16 protein-coding genes are annotated in these 17,090 nt (G+C 52.9%); 12 read left to right on the top strand and 4 right to left on the bottom strand.

The genetic code is table 11. The annotated features are described in order from the left end of the window. Nucleotides 1-270: 270 nt before the first annotated feature. From glpA to sseL, 4 genes are all read left to right on the top strand, one after another. Nucleotides 271-1,899 carry an anaerobic glycerol-3-phosphate dehydrogenase subunit A gene (glpA, locus tag EOS98_RS07605; RefSeq protein WP_126523948.1) on the top strand — a complete coding sequence of 543 codons (1,629 nt, stop codon included), beginning with the start codon at nucleotides 271-273 and terminating at the stop codon, nucleotides 1,897-1,899. Beyond that, the gene (glpB, locus tag EOS98_RS07600) at nucleotides 1,889-3,148 is read left to right on the top strand and encodes a glycerol-3-phosphate dehydrogenase subunit GlpB (protein ID WP_000667152.1); all 1,260 of its coding nucleotides are present in this window, start codon (nucleotides 1,889-1,891) and stop codon (nucleotides 3,146-3,148) included. Before glpA ends, glpB begins: the two co-directional genes overlap by 11 nt. Then, the gene (gene glpC, locus EOS98_RS07595; RefSeq protein WP_001285726.1) at nucleotides 3,145-4,335 is read left to right on the top strand and encodes an anaerobic glycerol-3-phosphate dehydrogenase subunit GlpC; all 1,191 of its coding nucleotides are present in this window, start codon (nucleotides 3,145-3,147) and stop codon (nucleotides 4,333-4,335) included. The genes glpB and glpC overlap by 4 nt, the downstream gene beginning before the upstream one ends. A 425-nt stretch (nucleotides 4,336-4,760) precedes the next feature. Further along, on the top strand, nucleotides 4,761-5,783 hold the full coding sequence (sseL, locus tag EOS98_RS07585; RefSeq protein WP_126523946.1) for an SPI-2 type III secretion system effector deubiquitinase SseL: 1,023 nt from the start codon (nucleotides 4,761-4,763) through the stop codon (nucleotides 5,781-5,783). 109 nt (nucleotides 5,784-5,892) lie between these two features. On the opposite strand, the gene EOS98_RS07580 is transcribed toward sseL, so the two are convergent. Together EOS98_RS07580 and EOS98_RS07575 are read right to left on the bottom strand one after the other, a co-directional pair. Then, a complete protein-coding gene (locus EOS98_RS07580; RefSeq protein WP_000935682.1) occupies nucleotides 5,893-7,089 on the bottom strand; it encodes a nicotinamide mononucleotide deamidase-related protein YfaY in 1,197 nt (398 codons plus the stop codon). A 114-nt stretch (nucleotides 7,090-7,203) separates the two neighbouring features. After that, nucleotides 7,204-7,746, bottom strand: coding sequence for a YfaZ family protein (locus EOS98_RS07575; protein ID WP_001670658.1), 543 nt, complete (start codon nucleotides 7,744-7,746; stop codon nucleotides 7,204-7,206). A 278-nt stretch (nucleotides 7,747-8,024) separates the two neighbouring features. Here EOS98_RS07575 and nudI point away from each other — a divergent pair, with 278 nt between their 5' ends. Beyond that, a complete protein-coding gene (nudI, locus tag EOS98_RS07570) occupies nucleotides 8,025-8,450 on the top strand; it encodes a nucleoside triphosphatase NudI (RefSeq protein ID WP_001249905.1) in 426 nt (141 codons plus the stop codon). A gap of 44 nt (nucleotides 8,451-8,494) precedes the next feature. Here the strand turns inward: nudI and pmrG are convergent, their stop codons facing one another. Next, nucleotides 8,495-9,100, bottom strand: coding sequence for a lipopolysaccharide core heptose(II)-phosphate phosphatase PmrG (gene pmrG, locus EOS98_RS07565; RefSeq protein WP_000879258.1), 606 nt, complete (start codon nucleotides 9,098-9,100; stop codon nucleotides 8,495-8,497). A gap of 298 nt (nucleotides 9,101-9,398) precedes the next feature. On the opposite strand from pmrG, the gene arnB reads away from it, so the two are divergent. The 7 genes from arnB to arnF are packed head-to-tail and all read left to right on the top strand — an operon-like array spanning nucleotide 9,399 to nucleotide 16,751. Beyond that, the gene (arnB, locus tag EOS98_RS07560; RefSeq protein ID WP_126524422.1) at nucleotides 9,399-10,538 is read left to right on the top strand and encodes a UDP-4-amino-4-deoxy-L-arabinose aminotransferase; all 1,140 of its coding nucleotides are present in this window, start codon (nucleotides 9,399-9,401) and stop codon (nucleotides 10,536-10,538) included. Nucleotides 10,539-10,540: 2 nt separating this feature from the next. Then, nucleotides 10,541-11,524: an undecaprenyl-phosphate 4-deoxy-4-formamido-L-arabinose transferase gene (arnC, locus tag EOS98_RS07555; RefSeq protein ID WP_000458887.1), complete on the top strand. Its 984-nt coding sequence runs from the start codon at nucleotides 10,541-10,543 to the stop codon at nucleotides 11,522-11,524. Further along, nucleotides 11,521-13,503, top strand: coding sequence for a bifunctional UDP-4-amino-4-deoxy-L-arabinose formyltransferase/UDP-glucuronic acid oxidase ArnA (gene arnA / locus EOS98_RS07550; protein ID WP_021000543.1), 1,983 nt, complete (start codon nucleotides 11,521-11,523; stop codon nucleotides 13,501-13,503). Before arnC ends, arnA begins: the two co-directional genes overlap by 4 nt. Next, nucleotides 13,500-14,399: a 4-deoxy-4-formamido-L-arabinose-phosphoundecaprenol deformylase gene (arnD, locus tag EOS98_RS07545; protein ID WP_000169766.1), complete on the top strand. Its 900-nt coding sequence runs from the start codon at nucleotides 13,500-13,502 to the stop codon at nucleotides 14,397-14,399. Before arnA ends, arnD begins: the two co-directional genes overlap by 4 nt. Next, nucleotides 14,396-16,042: a lipid IV(A) 4-amino-4-deoxy-L-arabinosyltransferase gene (gene arnT, locus EOS98_RS07540; RefSeq protein WP_126523945.1), complete on the top strand. Its 1,647-nt coding sequence runs from the start codon at nucleotides 14,396-14,398 to the stop codon at nucleotides 16,040-16,042. The genes arnD and arnT overlap by 4 nt, the downstream gene beginning before the upstream one ends. Then, nucleotides 16,039-16,374, top strand: a complete 336-nt coding sequence (gene arnE, locus EOS98_RS07535; protein WP_126523944.1) for a 4-amino-4-deoxy-L-arabinose-phosphoundecaprenol flippase subunit ArnE — start codon at nucleotides 16,039-16,041, stop codon at nucleotides 16,372-16,374. Before arnT ends, arnE begins: the two co-directional genes overlap by 4 nt. Next, nucleotides 16,374-16,751, top strand: coding sequence for a 4-amino-4-deoxy-L-arabinose-phosphoundecaprenol flippase subunit ArnF (gene arnF, locus EOS98_RS07530; protein ID WP_000538692.1), 378 nt, complete (start codon nucleotides 16,374-16,376; stop codon nucleotides 16,749-16,751). Before arnE ends, arnF begins: the two co-directional genes overlap by 1 nt. Here arnF and pmrD read toward each other — a convergent pair. Further along, complete coding sequence (gene pmrD / locus EOS98_RS07525; RefSeq protein ID WP_000455132.1) at nucleotides 16,746-17,003, bottom strand: signal transduction protein PmrD; 258 nt, start codon at nucleotides 17,001-17,003, stop codon at nucleotides 16,746-16,748. The two genes, arnF and pmrD, sit on opposite strands and share 6 nt — an antisense overlap. Nucleotides 17,004-17,090: the final 87 nt, after the last annotated feature.

The following is a 17,090-nucleotide window of genomic DNA, read 5'->3' as shown; positions in this document are numbered from 1 at the left end:
TGTAGCCTCCGTGGCCCGTATTTTATTTAGAGGTAAACACCGCAGTTTGTTCAAACAACCCCGCTGCTCCCAGTGTGGCCGCGATGTTAAGTAAAGATACGTCACGTTAATGTGAATTACAGCACATATTGTTACAGTTTTATGACCAATGTTCAGAAAGGCGCACGAAATCACGTTTCATTTTCGAATAGTGAGCGATTATGCGCGAAATCAAACATTCCATATGATTTGTATGGCTAAATGATAAAAAACGAACTGTGAGGAAAAACAATGAAAACTCGCGACTCGCAAGCAAGTGACGTGATTATCATTGGCGGTGGAGCAACAGGCGCAGGGATCGCCCGCGACTGCGCGCTGCGCGGTTTACGTGTCATTCTGGTGGAACGGCATGATATAGCGACCGGCGCGACCGGGCGTAACCACGGACTGCTGCACAGCGGCGCTCGTTATGCGGTTACCGACGCGGAATCCGCGCGCGAGTGCATTAGTGAAAACCAGATTTTAAAACGGATCGCCCGCCATTGCGTCGAACCGACGGATGGTCTGTTTATTACGTTGCCGGAAGATGATCTTGCGTTTCAGGCCACCTTTATTCGCGCCTGTGAAGCGGCAGGCATTCGCGCTGAAGCCATCGATCCGCAGCAGGCTCGCATCATCGAACCTTCCGTTAACCCTGCGCTCATCGGTGCGGTAAAAGTGCCGGATGGCACCGTGGACCCTTTCCGCCTTACCGCCGCCAATATGTTGGATGCCAGAGAACATGGCGCAATCGTGTTAACGGCGCATGAAGTGACCGGGCTCATTCGTGAAGGCGCAACGGTCTGCGGCGTCCATGTGCGCAACCATCTCACTGGCGAAACCCAGACGCTTCACGCGCCGGTGGTGGTCAATGCGGCAGGTATCTGGGGACAACGGATCGCCGAATACGCCGACCTGAGTATTCGCATGTTCCCGGCGAAAGGCTCGCTGTTGATCATGGACCATCGGATCAACCAGCATGTCATTAACCGCTGCCGGAAACCATCGGATGCCGACATTCTGGTACCTGGCGATACGATTTCACTGATCGGCACCACCTCTACCCATATTGATTACAATGAGATAGACAGCAACCGCGTCACCGCAGATGAAGTCGATATCCTGCTGCGTGAAGGGGAAAAACTGGCCCCTGTCATGGCGAAGACGCGTATTCTGCGCGCGTATTCCGGCGTCCGCCCGCTGGTGGCCAGCGATGACGATCCCAGCGGTCGTAACGTCAGCCGCGGTATTGTGTTGTTCGACCACGCCGAACGCGACGGGCTTGAAGGCTTTATTACCATTACCGGCGGGAAGCTAATGACTTACCGCCTGATGGCGGAATGGGCGACCGACGCCGTGTGCCGCAAGTTGGGCAATACTCGCCCCTGCATCACGGCGGGTACGCCGTTGCCTGGCTCAAAAGAGTCTACGGAACATACGCTGAAACGCATTATCTCGCTTCCCGCGCCGCTACGCGGATCGGCGGTTTATCGGCATGGCGATCGCACGCCGGGGTGGCTGAGTGAAGGCCGCCAACACCGTAGCCTGGTCTGTGAATGCGAGGCCGTCACGGCGGGGGAAGTGCAGTATGCCGTCGAAAACTTAACCGTGAATAGCCTGCTGGATCTGCGCCGTCGCACCCGCGTAGGGATGGGCACTTGCCAGGGCGAACTGTGCGCCTGCCGCGCGGCCGGGCTATTGCAGCGTTTTAATGTGACGACCGCGGCGCAATCTATTACGCAACTCTCTGAATTTCTGAATGAGCGCTGGAAAGGCGTACAACCTGTCGCCTGGGGAGACGCGCTGCGCGAAAGCGAATTCACGCGCTGGGTTTATCAGGGATTATGCGGTCTGGAGAAGGAGCACCAGGATGAAATTTGATACGGTTATTATGGGCGGCGGTCTCGCCGGTTTGCTGTGCGGACTGCAACTCCAGCAGCATGGATTACGCTGCGCCATCGTCACCCGCGGACAAAGCGCGCTGCATTTTTCCTCCGGCTCGCTGGATCTACTCAGCGCCCTGCCCGACGGCCAACCGGTGACCGACATTACCGCCGGGCTTGATGCGCTGCGCCGCCAGGCGCCTGAACATCCTTATTCGCGTTTAGGCGCGCAAAAAGTCCTTACGCTGGCGCAACAGGCGCAAACGCTACTTAACGCCAGCGGCGCGCAGTTATACGGCGACGTACAGCAGGCGCACCAGCGTGTCACGCCGCTTGGCACATTGCGTTCAACCTGGCTTAGCTCGCCGGAAGTACCGGTCTGGCCGTTATCCGCACAGCGAATTTGCGTCGTCGGCGTTAGCGGATTACTGGATTTCCAGGCGCACCTTGCGGCAGCGTCGCTGCGCCAACGCGACCTCAACGTGGAAACCGCAGAAATCGACCTTCCGGAACTGGACGTACTGCGTGATAACCCGACGGAATTTCGCGCGGTCAATATTGCGCGTCTGCTTGATAACGAAGAAAAATGGCCACTGCTGTACGACGCGCTGTCGCCAATAGCGACAAACTGCGACATGATCATCATGCCCGCCTGTTTCGGGCTGGCGAACGATACGCTGTGGCGCTGGCTTAACGAACGTCTGCCCTGCGCGCTCACGCTGCTGCCGACGCTGCCGCCATCGGTGCTCGGTATTCGTCTGCACAATCAGCTCCAGCGCCAGTTTGTCCGTCAGGGCGGCATCTGGATGCCGGGCGATGAAGTGAAGAAAGTCACCTGCCGTCGCGGTACCGTGAGCGAAATATGGACCCGCAACCATGCCGATATCCCACTGCGCCCGCGTTTTGCCGTACTTGCCAGCGGTAGCTTCTTTAGTAGCGGTCTGGTTGCCGAGCGCGAAGGGATCCGCGAACCTATTTTAGGGCTCGACGTACAGCAAACGGCCACCCGCGCCGAATGGTATCAACAACATTTCTTCGACCCACAGCCCTGGCAGCAGTTTGGCGTCGTGACGGATGACGCTTTCCGCCCCTCCCTTGCGGGCAACACGGTAGAAAATCTGTATGCAATAGGTTCTGTGCTGGCGGGATTCGATCCTATAGCTGAGGGATGCGGCGGCGGCGTCTGCGCAGTCAGCGCCCTCCAGGCCGCGCACCATATCGCTGAGCGTGCAGGAGAACAGCAATGAGCGACACACGTTTTGAAAGTTGTATTAAATGTACGGTGTGCACCACCGCGTGCCCGGTCAGCCGCGTTAATCCTGGCTACCCTGGCCCTAAACAGGCCGGACCGGATGGCGAACGCCTGCGTCTGAAAGACGGCGCGCTGTATGATGAGGCGCTGAAATATTGCATTAACTGCAAACGGTGTGAGGTCGCCTGTCCGTCGGACGTGAAGATTGGCGATATCATCCAGCGCGCCCGCGCGAAATACGATACGACGCGCCCGTCATTGCGTAATTTTATTCTTAGCCATACCGATCTGATGGGCAGCGTTTCAACGCCGTTCGCGCCGGTGGTCAATACCGCCACCGCATTAAAGCCAGTGCGCCAGTTGCTTGATTACGCGCTCAAAATCGATCATCGCCGCACCTTACCAAAATACTCTTTCGGCACCTTCCGCCGCTGGTATCGTAGCGTGGCGGCGCAGCAGGCTAAATACAAAGATCAGGTCGCCTTTTTCCATGGCTGTTTTGTGAATTACAACCATCCGCAGCTCGGAAAAGATCTGATTAAGGTGCTGAACGCAATGGGTACCGGCGTACAGTTACTGAGTAAAGAGAAGTGTTGCGGCGTACCGCTGATCGCTAACGGTTTTACGGATAAAGCTCGCAAGCAGGCTATCAGCAATGTGGAGTCGCTACGCGAGGCGATTGCCGTCAAAGGTATTCCGGTCATCGCCACGTCATCCACCTGTACGTTTGCGTTGCGCGATGAATATCCTGAAGTGCTGGACGTGGACAACGCCGGGCTGCGCGAACATATCGAGCTGGCCACCCGCTGGCTATGGCGCAAACTGGATGCCGGGAAAACGCTGCCGCTTAATCCTTTGCCGCTGAAAGTGGTCTACCATACGCCGTGTCATATGGAAAAAATGGGCTGGACGCTTTACACGCTTGAACTATTGCGGCAAATTCCGGGGCTTGAATTGACGGTACTTGATTCACAGTGCTGCGGCATTGCCGGTACGTATGGATTTAAAAAGGAAAACTATCCGACATCACAGTCCATCGGCGCGCCACTGTTCCGCCAGATTGAAGAGAGCGGCGCCGACATTGTCGTCACCGATTGTGAAACCTGTAAGTGGCAAATTGAGATGTCTACAAGCAAACGCTGCGAACACCCCATTACGCTACTGGCCCAGGCGCTCGGCTAAGTAAAAAGCGCCGGAGCCCCTCCGGCGCCATTACCCTACTCACCAGGGCCGATTTTCCATCAGACATATACCCTTCATACTTCAAGTTGCTTATGTGTTGGCTACGGATTATTTTGGGTATAAACGCGGATGTCTCTTTGCAATAACCTGCCCTATTTGGTTAACCATGACCGCTAACCCACGGTGGCATGACAGATAACGACGTTACTGTTTATAGAGCAATATCTCTTGTATCGACGCGTTACCAGCCCCCTTTAAAGAGGGGGGATAACTGAATATCCCAATAATAATTGAGTGTTATGTGAATAATAATAAAATCAGGTCTATGCCTGATTTAATATATCCCCCACTAACAATAATATTTATACAAATAATTATAAATTACATCATATTCGCTACTTTCACCTACCAGGAAACAGAGCAAAATGAATATATGTGTAAATTCACTTTACCGATTGAGCACACCGCAATTCCACAGCTTATATGCAGAAGAGGTGAGCGATGAGACGCTTGCGTTGTTGTTTAGCGCCGTAGAGAACGGTGATCAGAATTGTATTGATCTGTTATGCAATCTTGCGTTACGCAACGATGACCTGGGACATAGAGTTGAGAAATTTCTTTTTGATCTCTTTAGCGGAAAAAGATCGGGATCACCAGATATAGACAAAAAAATCAATCAGGCTTGCCTTGTATTACATCAAATCGCCAATAACGATATAACAAAAAATAACACTGAGTGGAAAAAGCTACATGCCCCTTCCAGATTACTTTATATGGCCGGTTCCGCGACAACCGACCTTTCTAAAAAAATAGGAATAGCACATAAAATTATGGGCGACCAGTTCGCTCAGACAGATCAAGAACAGGTAGGAGTTGAAAATCTTTGGTGTAGTGCGCGAATGTTGTCGTCAGATGAGCTGGCAGCTGCAACGCAAGGCCTGGTTCAAGAATCACCTTTTCTCTCGGTAAACTATCCTATTGGGCTTATTCATCCTACCACCAAAGAAAATATATTAAGCACTCAGCTACTTGAAAAGATGGCTCAATCAGGATTATCTGAAAATGAAGTCTTTCTGATAAATACAGGAGATCACTGGCTTATATGTTTATTTTATAAACTTGCAGAAAAAATAAAATGCCTTATATTTAATACTTATTATGATTTAAATGAAAATACTAAGCAAGAGATTATAGAAGCAGCAAAAATTGCAGGCATATCAGAAAACGAAAATATTGATTTTATTGAAACTAATTTACAAAATAATGTACCCAACGGCTGTGGTCTATTTTGTTACCATACAATTCAACTCTTATCGAATGCCGGGCAAAACGATCCTGCTACCACACTACGAGATTTTGCGGAAAAGTTCTTAACGCTTTCAGTAGAGGAACAAATACTATTTAACACCCAAACCCGGCGACAAATATATGAATACAGTCTCCAGTAATGATGAGTACTTAGAGCCTATCCCATTAGGCTCTTATCCTGAAATGATGCTCTGCGAAGAATTTATAAGTATATAAGGGTGGGAAGGCCAGACCTTCCCACTAAAAGTTCTATGCCGTCAATGATTCAACCACGTCTATCCAGCCATGCTCGCTGATAATGTCCTCGCCATTAAGCCAGCGGCGCAGCATATTTAGCGCCATCATCGCGCAGACCTCCTGACGTATTGCCAGACTATACCGATTGGCGCTAAAACGCACGCGTAAGGCATACGTGCCATCCGGCGTCGCCAGCGCGAAATTAAGATGTTCGTTTTCCAGCCCCGACACGGCCAGCGCCAGACCGGCATAATGATTGCTGCGTCGTTCTGTCGTCCAGTGCGCCGTTTGCGCCAGCGTCTCTTCCTGAGAAGGAACGACTTCGCTGGCAAGAACAGGCGCCCCGGCGCGGGAAAGCTGTAGCGCCAGTAAGCCGCTGGTGTATTGCTCGCTCAACGTCAGACTCAACTGTCTTTCCTGCAGGCGGCGGGCTATTTGCGCCGGCAGGTTTTCCGTACCTTCAAAAATCAGGTTCTGCCCGGCAACCCGTTTGACCTCTGGCCATAACGCCAGCATCGCCTCCCGTTGCGTAGCCGGGCCGGTCAATTTCAGTTCAATGATCGGCATTGATGAGCGATACCCCATCGTCACGCCGGGCGGCAACGGCAGTGAATCGAGACGCTGCGCGAGGTCACTTTCTGAACGTCCAAAAGTCGTTAACCGCAGGCAAAGCGGCGGCTCCGGCAGTGAAAAACGCGCGCGTAACCGCGGTAAGATTTCCTTCTCCACCATAACCTTAAATTCCGACGGTACGCCGGGGGTGAAAAACATCAGGCAGCGGTTGAGCTGGAGCGCAAATCCACAGGCAGTGCCGACCGGATTATTAATAAACTCCGCGCTGGCAGGCAGTTCCGCCTGTTTACGGTTGCTCGGCGCCATCACGCGACCACGCTGCTGAAAGTAACGTTCCATTTCGGTCAGCCACGCCTGGTGCAGTACTAATCCTTCGCCTTTTGCCGTTGCCGCGGCGAGCGCGCTTAAATCATCGCTGGTCGGCCCTAACCCGCCATTAACAATCAAAACATCAGCATGTTGACTGCGTTCACGCAAGATAGCGACCAGACTGTCCAGATTATCGCCTACCGTATTTCGCCGTGATAACGGAACGCCCTGATGAAAGAAAAAATCAGCCAGCCAGGCGGCATTGGTGTCAACGATTTGTCCGTGCAACACCTCATCCCCGGTGGATAGCATTTCCACATTTAGCATTGTGTTCTCCTGCTCTTATGATGAAAACACTATAACGCAAAGAGGAATAGGACGTGGAAAGAAGAATGACGGGAAAAGGAGGAATATGGCGCGACGATTGCCGCGCCGTTAGCATCAAAAGCTGGCGTTTACGCCAACATAAGGGCCGTCAGCAATCGCATTATCGCGGTTGCCGTCTTTACCCGCCAGGTTCAGGTAACGATAACCGGCTTCAATGCTCAGCGGGCGCATAATGGTGAAACGCGCGCCTGCATTCGCTTCTTCATAGCTGTCGATACCGCTGGACAGCGAATCTGGTGAATAATAATACTCGCCGAACAGACGGAAGCTGTTGCCGATTTTCCATTGTAGCCCACCGCCGACAGCCGCCGCATAGCCTTCATCGCTGTCTTTCGGATTGGTATAAATACCTTTACCGCCGACCGTCGCCAGCAGCGGTCCCACCGGAATGTTCAGTCCCAGACCCACGCCCGCAGCGTCGCCATCATCATCGTTGTGCATCCAGTTGCCGCTTAGCGCCAGCCCCGTCGATTCCGTACCAAAACCCACGCCAATGTTGGTGTAATCTTCGCCCGCCTGGCCGCTAATACTGATGGCCTGCGCCGATGCAGAAACGAACAGCATTCCGGCAAAACCTAATAATATGCTTTTTTTCATTTTTACCCTTTCCAGCAAGCACATAAAGAAAAACTCCCCAAAACGGCAGAATTGTACTGCCAGACGCTGAGGAATCAATGCACTAAAAAACCATTCCAAAAACATATTGTAACGAAATACTACTTTCGCCATGCCGCATCATTGCGCCATCACATGGCGACGCCTGCATCAACTGGATTAACAAAAAACGCAGTCTGCGTTATCGCTTCCATTTTTCACAAAGAATTTCGCAGAATGATTTGTTAAGCTGACGACCTGGTGGTTTAAGGAAGCGACTTATGCGTCAACGAACTATAGTTTGCCCATTAATTCAAAATGATGGCTGTTATCTGCTGTGCAAAATGGCCGACAACCGCGGCGTCTTTCCCGGTCAGTGGGCGCTGTCGGGCGGCGGGGTCGAGCCAGGCGAACGCATTGAAGAGGCGCTGCGTCGGGAGGTTCGGGAAGAACTCGGCGAACAACTGATTCTGAGCGATATTACGCCGTGGACCTTCCGCGACGATATCCGCGTTAAAACCTACGCTGATGGCAGACAAGAAGAGATTTATATGATTTATCTCATCTTCGACTGTGTTTCCGCTAATCGCGATATATGTATTAACGACGAATTTCAGGACTACGCCTGGGTCAAGCCAGAAGAACTGGCGCTGTATGATTTGAATGTAGCGACACGCCACACATTAGCATTGAAAGGGTTATTATAATGACGACAGCCGCTTCAGGCTGTCTTTACGCTTTTAACATGCGGCTAGCCGGGAACAAATTCACCATCTAAAAAGAGTTTTCCGTTTTCCGCATGCATAACGAGCGCATTAAGATAGTCCGGATCAAACTTTACGCCGCGCTTATTTTTTGCAATATACGTCAAACAATGATTATGGGTAAAAATGACTATATTTTTATTCTGCGACTTTTTCAGTAACGTATTGATTGAAGCATAAATACCGCTGCCGCAATCCATCATTTTTTTATCCACCGTAAGCGACCTGCCCGCAGAAAACCAGGTTGCCGACTGGATGGTGCGCACCGTATTACTGGAATAGAGATTGTAATTTTGTATATCGGCACTGAAGGCTTTACCCAGCGCTCTGGCATCTTGCGCACCGTTGACCGTAATCCCCGTGCTGTCTGACAGGCAGGTATTATCGGAACGATCGCACCGCTCGGCATGGCGGAATAACACGACTACCGGATGCTGCTTCGCCAGCGCCGCCAGCGCTTTACCGTTAATCTGCGGTAGACCGTTACCACTCCAGGCATGTTGTGAGGTCAACCCGGCGATAATAACCAACGCCCCCGCCAGAGTCGCGAGATAGCGTTTGTTTTTAATAAAGCGTAGGGTAAATGCCAGCACATTAACCTCTCAGGCAGACAGTGCAGCTAACTTAATAGCAATACGATTAAAATGAAATTCCGCAACGGAAGACCAGGCCAGAAACATAAAAACAGCTTTTGGGCATGCATAAAATGCCTTAAACTTTCGGCGAAAGCAAAGCATAATTCCGTTAAAAATTATCTTTTTACTTCACCTTAATTTCTTAATGTTAATTTAATATTCATCCAGTAGGGTTCAGCTAAATGCGTTAAAAAATAAGCCCTTTTCTATTGCCGAAATATTTGAAAAGCGGCTTTCAATGGCTGAAGGAAAAATGATGTCGGACTTTTTGCCTTTCTCCCGTCCGGCGATGGGCGCGGAAGAGCTTGCTGCCGTTAAGATCGTACTGGACTCAGGTTGGATAACAACCGGCCCGAAAAATCAGGAACTGGAAGCGGCGTTTTGTCGGCTAACTGGCAATCAATATGCCGTTGCCGTCAGTTCAGCCACTGCCGGTATGCACATCGCGTTGATGGCGCTGGGCATTGGTGAAGGCGACGAGGTCATTACACCGTCAATGACGTGGGTTTCTACGCTAAATATGATCGTTTTACTCGGCGCGAACCCCGTCATGGTCGATGTCGATCGCGATACGCTGATGGTCACGCCTGAACATATCGAAGCCGCGATTACGCCACAAACCAAAGCAATTATCCCCGTCCACTACGCTGGCGCGCCCGCCGATCTGGACGCTATTTACGCTCTTGGCGAGCGTTATGGCATTCCAGTGATTGAAGACGCGGCGCACGCGACAGGAACCAGCTACAAAGGTCGCCACATTGGCGCCCGGGGCACCGCGATTTTCTCCTTCCACGCCATTAAGAACATTACCTGCGCTGAAGGCGGTATCGTCGTCACGGATAACCCGCAATTCGCCGATAAACTGCGCAGTCTCAAGTTTCACGGGCTTGGCGTTGATGCCTGGGATCGACAGAGCGGAGGACGCGCGCCACAAGCGGAAGTCCTGGCGCCGGGCTACAAATATAATTTGCCCGACCTCAACGCCGCTATCGCGCTTGCCCAGTTACAGAAACTGGATGCGCTTAACGCTCGCCGCGCCGCCATCGCAGCGCAGTACCATCAGGCAATGGCAGACCTGCCTTTTCAGCCTCTGAGCCTTCCGTCGTGGGAGCATATTCACGCCTGGCATTTATTCATTATCCGGGTCGATGAAGCCCGCTGCGGTATTACCCGGGATGCTCTGATGGCATCGCTGAAAGCGAAAGGCATCGGCACAGGGCTGCATTTCCGCGCCGCGCATACGCAAAAATATTATCGCGAACGTTTCCCAACGCTCACGCTGCCTGACACCGAGTGGAACAGCGAGCGGATCTGCTCACTGCCGCTCTTCCCGGACATGACCGAGAGTGACTTTGATCGGGTCATTACCGCCCTTCATCAGATAGCAGGACAATAAGCATGTTTGACGCCGCCCCCATAAAAAAAGTCTCGGTGGTTATTCCTGTCTATAACGAACAGGAAAGCCTGCCGGAATTGATAAGACGCACCACCGCCGCCTGCGAGAGTCTGGGCAAAGCGTGGGAGATTTTATTGATAGATGATGGTAGCAGCGATAGCTCGGCGGAGCTGATGGTTAAGGCGTCCCAGGAGGCCGATAGCCATATCATCTCTATTTTACTCAACCGTAACTACGGTCAACATGCAGCGATTATGGCGGGGTTTAGCCATGTAAGCGGCGATCTTATCATTACGCTGGATGCCGATCTGCAAAACCCGCCGGAAGAGATCCCACGTCTGGTGGCGAAAGCCGATGAAGGGTTCGATGTGGTAGGCACTGTGCGCCAGAACCGACAGGACAGCCTGTTTCGCAAATCGGCGTCAAAAATCATTAATCTACTGATCCAGCGCACAACGGGCAAAGCGATGGGCGATTACGGCTGCATGTTACGCGCCTATCGCCGCCCTATTATCGATACCATGTTGCGCTGCCATGAACGCAGCACCTTTATCCCTATTCTGGCCAACATTTTCGCTCGTCGGGCTACCGAGATCCCGGTGCATCACGCTGAACGTGAATTTGGCGACTCTAAATACAGTTTTATGCGTCTCATTAACCTGATGTATGACCTGGTGACCTGCCTGACGACAACGCCGCTGCGCCTGTTGAGCCTGCTGGGCAGCGTTATCGCCATCGGCGGGTTTAGCCTGTCGGTATTGCTTATTGTACTTCGCCTGGCGCTGGGGCCGCAGTGGGCGGCGGAAGGCGTATTTATGCTCTTTGCCGTCCTGTTTACCTTCATCGGCGCGCAATTCATCGGTATGGGACTGCTGGGCGAATACATCGGTCGCATTTATAACGATGTCCGCGCCCGCCCCCGCTATTTTGTTCAACAAGTTATCTACCCGGAAAGCACGCCGTTTACTGAGGAAAGTCACCAATGAAAGCCGTTATTTTTGCCTATCACGATATGGGATGTCAGGGCGTGCAGGCCGTACTGGATGCCGGGTATGAGATTGCCGCGATTTTTACTCATGCCGACAATCCTGCGGAAAACACCTTTTTTGGCTCCGTCTCCCGGCTGGCGGCAGAATTAGGGATTCCGGTTTATGCGCCGGATAACGTAAATCATCCTATCTGGGTCGACCGCATCGCTGAACTTGCGCCGGATATTATTTTTTCGTTCTATTACCGCAACCTGTTAAGCGAAGAAATTCTGCACCTCGCCCCGGCTGGCGCGTTCAATCTGCACGGTTCTCTATTGCCTGCCTATCGTGGCCGTGCGCCGCTAAACTGGGTTCTGGTTAACGGCGAAAGCGAAACGGGCGTAACGCTGCATCGTATGGTCAAACGTGCCGACGCCGGAGAGATTGTCGCCAGTCAACGCGTTGCTATTGCGCAGGACGATGTTGCGCTTACCCTGCATCATAAGCTATGTCAGGCCGCGCGCCAGTTGCTTAATAGCATCCTGCCCACCATGAAATGCGGCGATATACCTTCTGTTCCCCAGCGTGAGTCTGACGCTACGTATTATGGTCGCCGCAGGCCGGAAGATGGCCTTATCGACTGGCACAAACCGGTTTCCACGGTGCATAACCTGGTGCGGGCGGTAGCCGCCCCCTGGCCCGGCGCGTTCAGCTATAACGGCTCGCAAAAATTCACTATCTGGTCTTCCCGAATTTGTCCGGATGCGCAGGGCGCGCTTCCCGGCTCGGTAATTTCGGTCTCTCCGCTGCGGGTCGCCTGCGCCGATGGCGCGCTGGAGATTATTACCGGCCAGGCCGGAGACGGTATTACTGTACAAGGCTCGCAGCTTGCACAGACGCTTGGTCTGGTGGCGGGCGCGCGTTTGAACCGTCCACCAGCGACCAGCGGTAAACGTCGCATTCGCGTTCTCATCCTCGGCGTCAACGGTTTTATCGGCAATCATTTGACCGAACGGTTACTGAATGAAGAGAATTACGAGGTCTACGGTATGGATATCGGCAGCAACGCCATTAGCCGATTCCTGCTCCACCCTCGCTTTCATTTCGTGGAGGGAGATATCAGCATCCACTCAGAATGGATCGAATATCATGTCAAAAAATGCGATGTCGTACTGCCGCTGGTAGCGATTGCTACCCCGATTGAATACACCCGCAACCCGCTGCGCGTCTTTGAACTTGATTTTGAAGAAAACCTGCGGATTATCCGTTATTGCGTAAAATACCGTAAACGCGTGGTTTTTCCGTCTACCTCTGAAGTGTACGGCATGTGTACGGACGCCTCTTTTGACGAGGACAAATCGAATCTGATCGTCGGGCCGGTGAATAAGCCGCGCTGGATTTACTCCGTTTCCAAACAGCTTCTCGACCGGGTGATTTGGGCTTATGGCGAAAAAGAGGGATTGCGCTTCACGCTTTTCCGTCCCTTTAACTGGATGGGGCCGCGGCTGGATAGCCTGAACGCGGCGCGTATCGGCAGTTCACGCGCGATAACGCAGTTGATTCTGAACCTGGTAGAAGGAACACCGATCAAGCTTATCGACGGTGGTCAGCAGAAGCGCTGTTTTACCGATATTCGCGATGGGATCGAAGCATTATTCCGCATTATTGTGAATGAGGGCGATCGGTGCGATGGCAAAATCATTAATATCGGCAATCCTGACAACGAAGCCAGTATTCAGGAACTGGCGACGCTGTTGCTCGACAGTTTTGATAAGCATCCGCTGCGCTGCCATTTCCCACCGTTTGCCGGTTTCCAGGTCGTCGAAAGCCGTAGTTATTACGGCAAGGGTTATCAGGATGTCGCACACCGGAAACCCAGTATCGACAATGCCAGGCGCTGTCTGGGCTGGGAGCCGTCTATTGCGATGCGTGATACGGTTGAAGAAACGCTGGACTTCTTCCTGCGCAGCGTAGATGTCGCGGAACGCGCATCATGACGAAAGTCGGTTTACGCATTGATGTTGATACCTTGCGAGGAACGCGTGAAGGTGTTCCCCGGCTGCTGGCGACATTGCATCGCCACGGCGTTCAGGCCAGCTTTTTCTTCAGCGTCGGGCCGGACAATATGGGACGTCATCTTTGGCGTCTGATAAGACCGCGATTTTTATGGAAAATGCTACGTTCAAACGCCGCTTCGCTCTACGGCTGGGATATCCTGCTGGCCGGTACCGCCTGGCCGGGAAAAAATATCGGCAACGCCAATGCCGGGATTATTCGTGAAACGGCAACATACCATGAGACGGGACTACATGCCTGGGATCACCATGCGTGGCAGACTCACAGCGGCCACTGGAGTATCCGCCAGCTTGAAGAAGATATCGCGCGCGGCATAACGGCGCTTGAGGCCATTATCGGAAAACCCGTCACCTGCTCAGCCGCGGCCGGCTGGCGAGCGGATGGGCGCGTTGTTCGTGCGAAAGAGCCGTTCAACCTGCGGTATAACAGCGATTGCCGTGGAACCACCTTATTCCGTCCGCTACTGATGCCGGGCCAGACAGGGACGCCGCAAATCCCCGTCACCTTACCCACGTGGGATGAGGTTATCGGCCCCGCCGTTCAGGCGCAGTCGTTCAATACCTGGATTATCTCCCGTATGTTGCAGGACAAAGGCACGCCGGTATATACCATCCATGCGGAAGTCGAAGGTATTGTCCATCAGCCGCTGTTTGAAGATTTGCTCGTTCGTGCACGTGACGCGGGGATCACCTTTTGTCCTCTGGGCGAACTGCTGCCGACATCGCCTGAGTCTCTGCCGTTGGGGCAAATTGTACGTGGACACATCCCTGGCCGTGAAGGTTGGCTGGGGTGCCAACAGGCAGCGAGCGCCTCATGATGAAATCGATACGCTATTATCTGGCTTTCGCCGCATTTATCGCGCTCTACTATGTTATTCCTGTCAATAGCCGCCTGCTCTGGCAGCCGGATGAAACGCGCTATGCCGAAATAAGTCGGGAGATGCTGGCGTCTGGCGACTGGATCGTGCCGCATTTTCTGGGATTACGTTATTTTGAAAAACCGATAGCCGGTTACTGGATAAACAGTCTGGGTCAGTGGCTTTTTGGCGCTACCAATTTTGGCGTGCGGGCTGGCGCTATTTTAACGACATTGCTGGCCGCAGCGCTGGTGGCGTGGCTGACGTTCCGCTTATGGCGGGATAAACGTACCGCGTTGCTCGCCCCCGTTATCTTTCTCTCCCTCTTTGCCGTTTACAGTATCGGGACGTATGCGGTACTCGACCCGATGATCGCGCTTTGGCTTACGGCCGGGATGTGTTGTTTCTGGCAGGGGATGCAGGCCACGACCCGAACGGGCAAGATTGGGATGTTTTTGCTACTGGGCGCAACCTGCGGTCTGGGTGTATTAACTAAAGGCTTCCTCGCCCTGGCCGTACCGGTAGTGAGCGTGCTGCCGTGGGTCATTGTCCAGAAACGCTGGAAGGACTTTTTGCTTTACGGCTGGCTGGCGGTCTTGAGCTGCTTTGTGGTTGTCCTTCCCTGGGCGATCGCCATTGCGCGACGCGAAGCCGATTTCTGGCATTACTTTTTCTGGGTGGAGCATATCCAGCGATTCGCCATGAGCGATGCCCAGCATAAAGCCCCTTTCTGGTACTATCTGCCGGTACTGCTCGCGGGAAGTTTACCGTGGCTGGGGTTACTGCCTGGCGCGCTTAAACTGGGCTGGCGCGAGCGAAACGGCGCATTCTATTTGCTCGGATGGACGATCATGCCGCTTCTCTTTTTCAGCATTGCGAAAGGGAAACTGCCCACCTATGTTCTTTCCTGTTTCGCACCGATAGCGATACTCATGGCGCGCTTCGTCCTGCATAACGTAAAAGAAGGCGTCGCCGCGCTACGTGTCAACGGCGGGATCAACCTGGTGTTCGGGTTAGTCGGGATCGTCGCAGCGTTTGTCGTCTCCTCATGGGGCCCGCTGAAATCGCCGGTGTGGACGCATATCGAAACCTATAAAGTTTTTTGCGTCTGGGGCGTCTTTACTGTTTGGGCGTTTGTGGGCTGGTATAGCCTCTGTCATAGCCAAAAATACCTATTACCCGCGTTTTGTCCGCTGGGACTGGCGCTGCTGTTCGGCTTTTCCATCCCCGACAGGGTGATGGAGTCCAAACAGCCACAGTTTTTTGTCGAAATGACCCAGGCGCCTTTGGCATCAAGCCGCTATATTCTTGCCGACAACGTCGGCGTCGCCGCCGGGCTGGCCTGGAGTCTGAAACGAGACGATATTATGCTCTACGGACACGCGGGCGAACTCAGGTATGGTCTTAGCTATCCTGATGTGCAGGATAAATTCGTTAAAGCCGACGATTTTAACGCCTGGCTCAACCAGCATCGTCAGGAGGGCATTATTACGCTAGTACTTTCAATAGCCAAAGATGAAGACATCAGCGCTCTTTCCCTTCCCCCTGCGGACAATATTGATTATCAGGGGCGTCTGGTGTTAATTCAGTATCGGCCTAAATGATCGGCGTCGTTCTGGTGCTTGCCAGTCTGCTCAGCGTTGGCGGTCAGCTCTGCCAGAAGCAAGCGACACGGCCATTGACGGTGGGCGGACGCCGCCGTCACCTGATGCTGTGGCTGGGCCTGGCACTAATATGCATGGGCGCAGCGATGGTGCTGTGGCTGCTGGTGCTACAAACCCTGCCGGTGGGAATTGCTTACCCGATGTTGAGTCTGAATTTTGTCTGGGTCACGCTGGCGGCCTGGAAAATCTGGCATGAACAGGTTCCGCCCCGCCACTGGTTGGGCGTCGCATTGATTATCAGCGGCATTATCATTCTGGGGAGTGCGGCATAATGGGCGTAATGTGGGGACTGATAAGCGTTGCGATTGCCTCCCTCGCCCAGTTGAGTTTAGGATTCGCCATGATGCGGCTGCCATCGATAGCGCATCCACTGGCGTTTATTTCCGGACTGGGCGCATTTAATGCCGCGACCCTGGCGCTATTCGCCGGTTTGGCGGGGTATCTGGTTTCCGTCTTCTGCTGGCATAAAACATTACACACGCTCGCGCTCAGCAAAGCCTATGCGCTACTGAGTCTCAGCTATGTGCTTGTCTGGGTAGCCTCAATGCTGTTACCCGGTTTGCAAGGCGCTTTCAGCCTAAAAGCGATGCTCGGCGTATTGTGTATTATGGCGGGGGTAATGCTGATTTTTCTGCCCGCCAGATCATGATGGCTTGCGCGTCAACCGCTGCCATTCGTCGCAGGAATAACAGCGTGCATCAACGATTTTTAAGGTCTGGTGTTTTTCCCGATTAATACAATACTGCGCATCCTGTAAAGGCGACAGGATATCGCCGGGACTCAGTAATATCATGGAATTCGCCTCGGCGATCATTTTTAGCGAACCGCCGCTATCGCACAGCACCAGAACATGGCACGCCCTCTTTTTGACATAATGCGATTTCTTAACCAACCATTCCATAGCGCCCCCGTTTCACGCTGATTGTTCATAACACGTTACACATCAACGGATAAACAAAACGGCAATAGCGATGGAATGGTTGTATAT

The sequence above is a fragment of the Salmonella sp. SSDFZ69 genome, assembly GCF_004010755.1.
Taxonomy (GTDB): Bacteria; Pseudomonadota; Gammaproteobacteria; order Enterobacterales; family Enterobacteriaceae; genus Salmonella; species Salmonella enterica.
Note: the sequence above shows the minus strand (reverse complement) of the source record. Positions and strands in the feature narration are given on the sequence as shown.

Excerpts from the sequence above, each read along its gene's own strand:
- glpA (WP_126523948.1), top strand. The coding sequence starts at position 271 with ATGAAAACTCGCGACTCGCAAGCAAGTGACGTGATTATCATTGGCGGT.
- glpB (WP_000667152.1), top strand. The coding sequence starts at position 1,889 with ATGAAATTTGATACGGTTATTATGGGCGGCGGTCTCGCCGGTTTGCTG.
- glpC (WP_001285726.1), top strand. The coding sequence starts at position 3,145 with ATGAGCGACACACGTTTTGAAAGTTGTATTAAATGTACGGTGTGCACC.
- sseL (WP_126523946.1), top strand. The coding sequence starts at position 4,761 with ATGAATATATGTGTAAATTCACTTTACCGATTGAGCACACCGCAATTC.
- EOS98_RS07580 (WP_000935682.1), bottom strand. The coding sequence starts at position 7,089 with ATGCTAAATGTGGAAATGCTATCCACCGGGGATGAGGTGTTGCACGGA.
- EOS98_RS07575 (WP_001670658.1), bottom strand. The coding sequence starts at position 7,746 with ATGAAAAAAAGCATATTATTAGGTTTTGCCGGAATGCTGTTCGTTTCT.
- nudI (WP_001249905.1), top strand. The coding sequence starts at position 8,025 with ATGCGTCAACGAACTATAGTTTGCCCATTAATTCAAAATGATGGCTGT.
- arnB (WP_126524422.1), top strand. The coding sequence starts at position 9,399 with ATGTCGGACTTTTTGCCTTTCTCCCGTCCGGCGATGGGCGCGGAAGAG.
- arnC (WP_000458887.1), top strand. The coding sequence starts at position 10,541 with ATGTTTGACGCCGCCCCCATAAAAAAAGTCTCGGTGGTTATTCCTGTC.
- arnA (WP_021000543.1), top strand. The coding sequence starts at position 11,521 with ATGAAAGCCGTTATTTTTGCCTATCACGATATGGGATGTCAGGGCGTG.
- arnD (WP_000169766.1), top strand. The coding sequence starts at position 13,500 with ATGACGAAAGTCGGTTTACGCATTGATGTTGATACCTTGCGAGGAACG.
- arnT (WP_126523945.1), top strand. The coding sequence starts at position 14,396 with ATGATGAAATCGATACGCTATTATCTGGCTTTCGCCGCATTTATCGCG.
- arnE (WP_126523944.1), top strand. The coding sequence starts at position 16,039 with ATGATCGGCGTCGTTCTGGTGCTTGCCAGTCTGCTCAGCGTTGGCGGT.
- arnF (WP_000538692.1), top strand. The coding sequence starts at position 16,374 with ATGGGCGTAATGTGGGGACTGATAAGCGTTGCGATTGCCTCCCTCGCC.
- pmrD (WP_000455132.1), bottom strand. The coding sequence starts at position 17,003 with ATGGAATGGTTGGTTAAGAAATCGCATTATGTCAAAAAGAGGGCGTGC.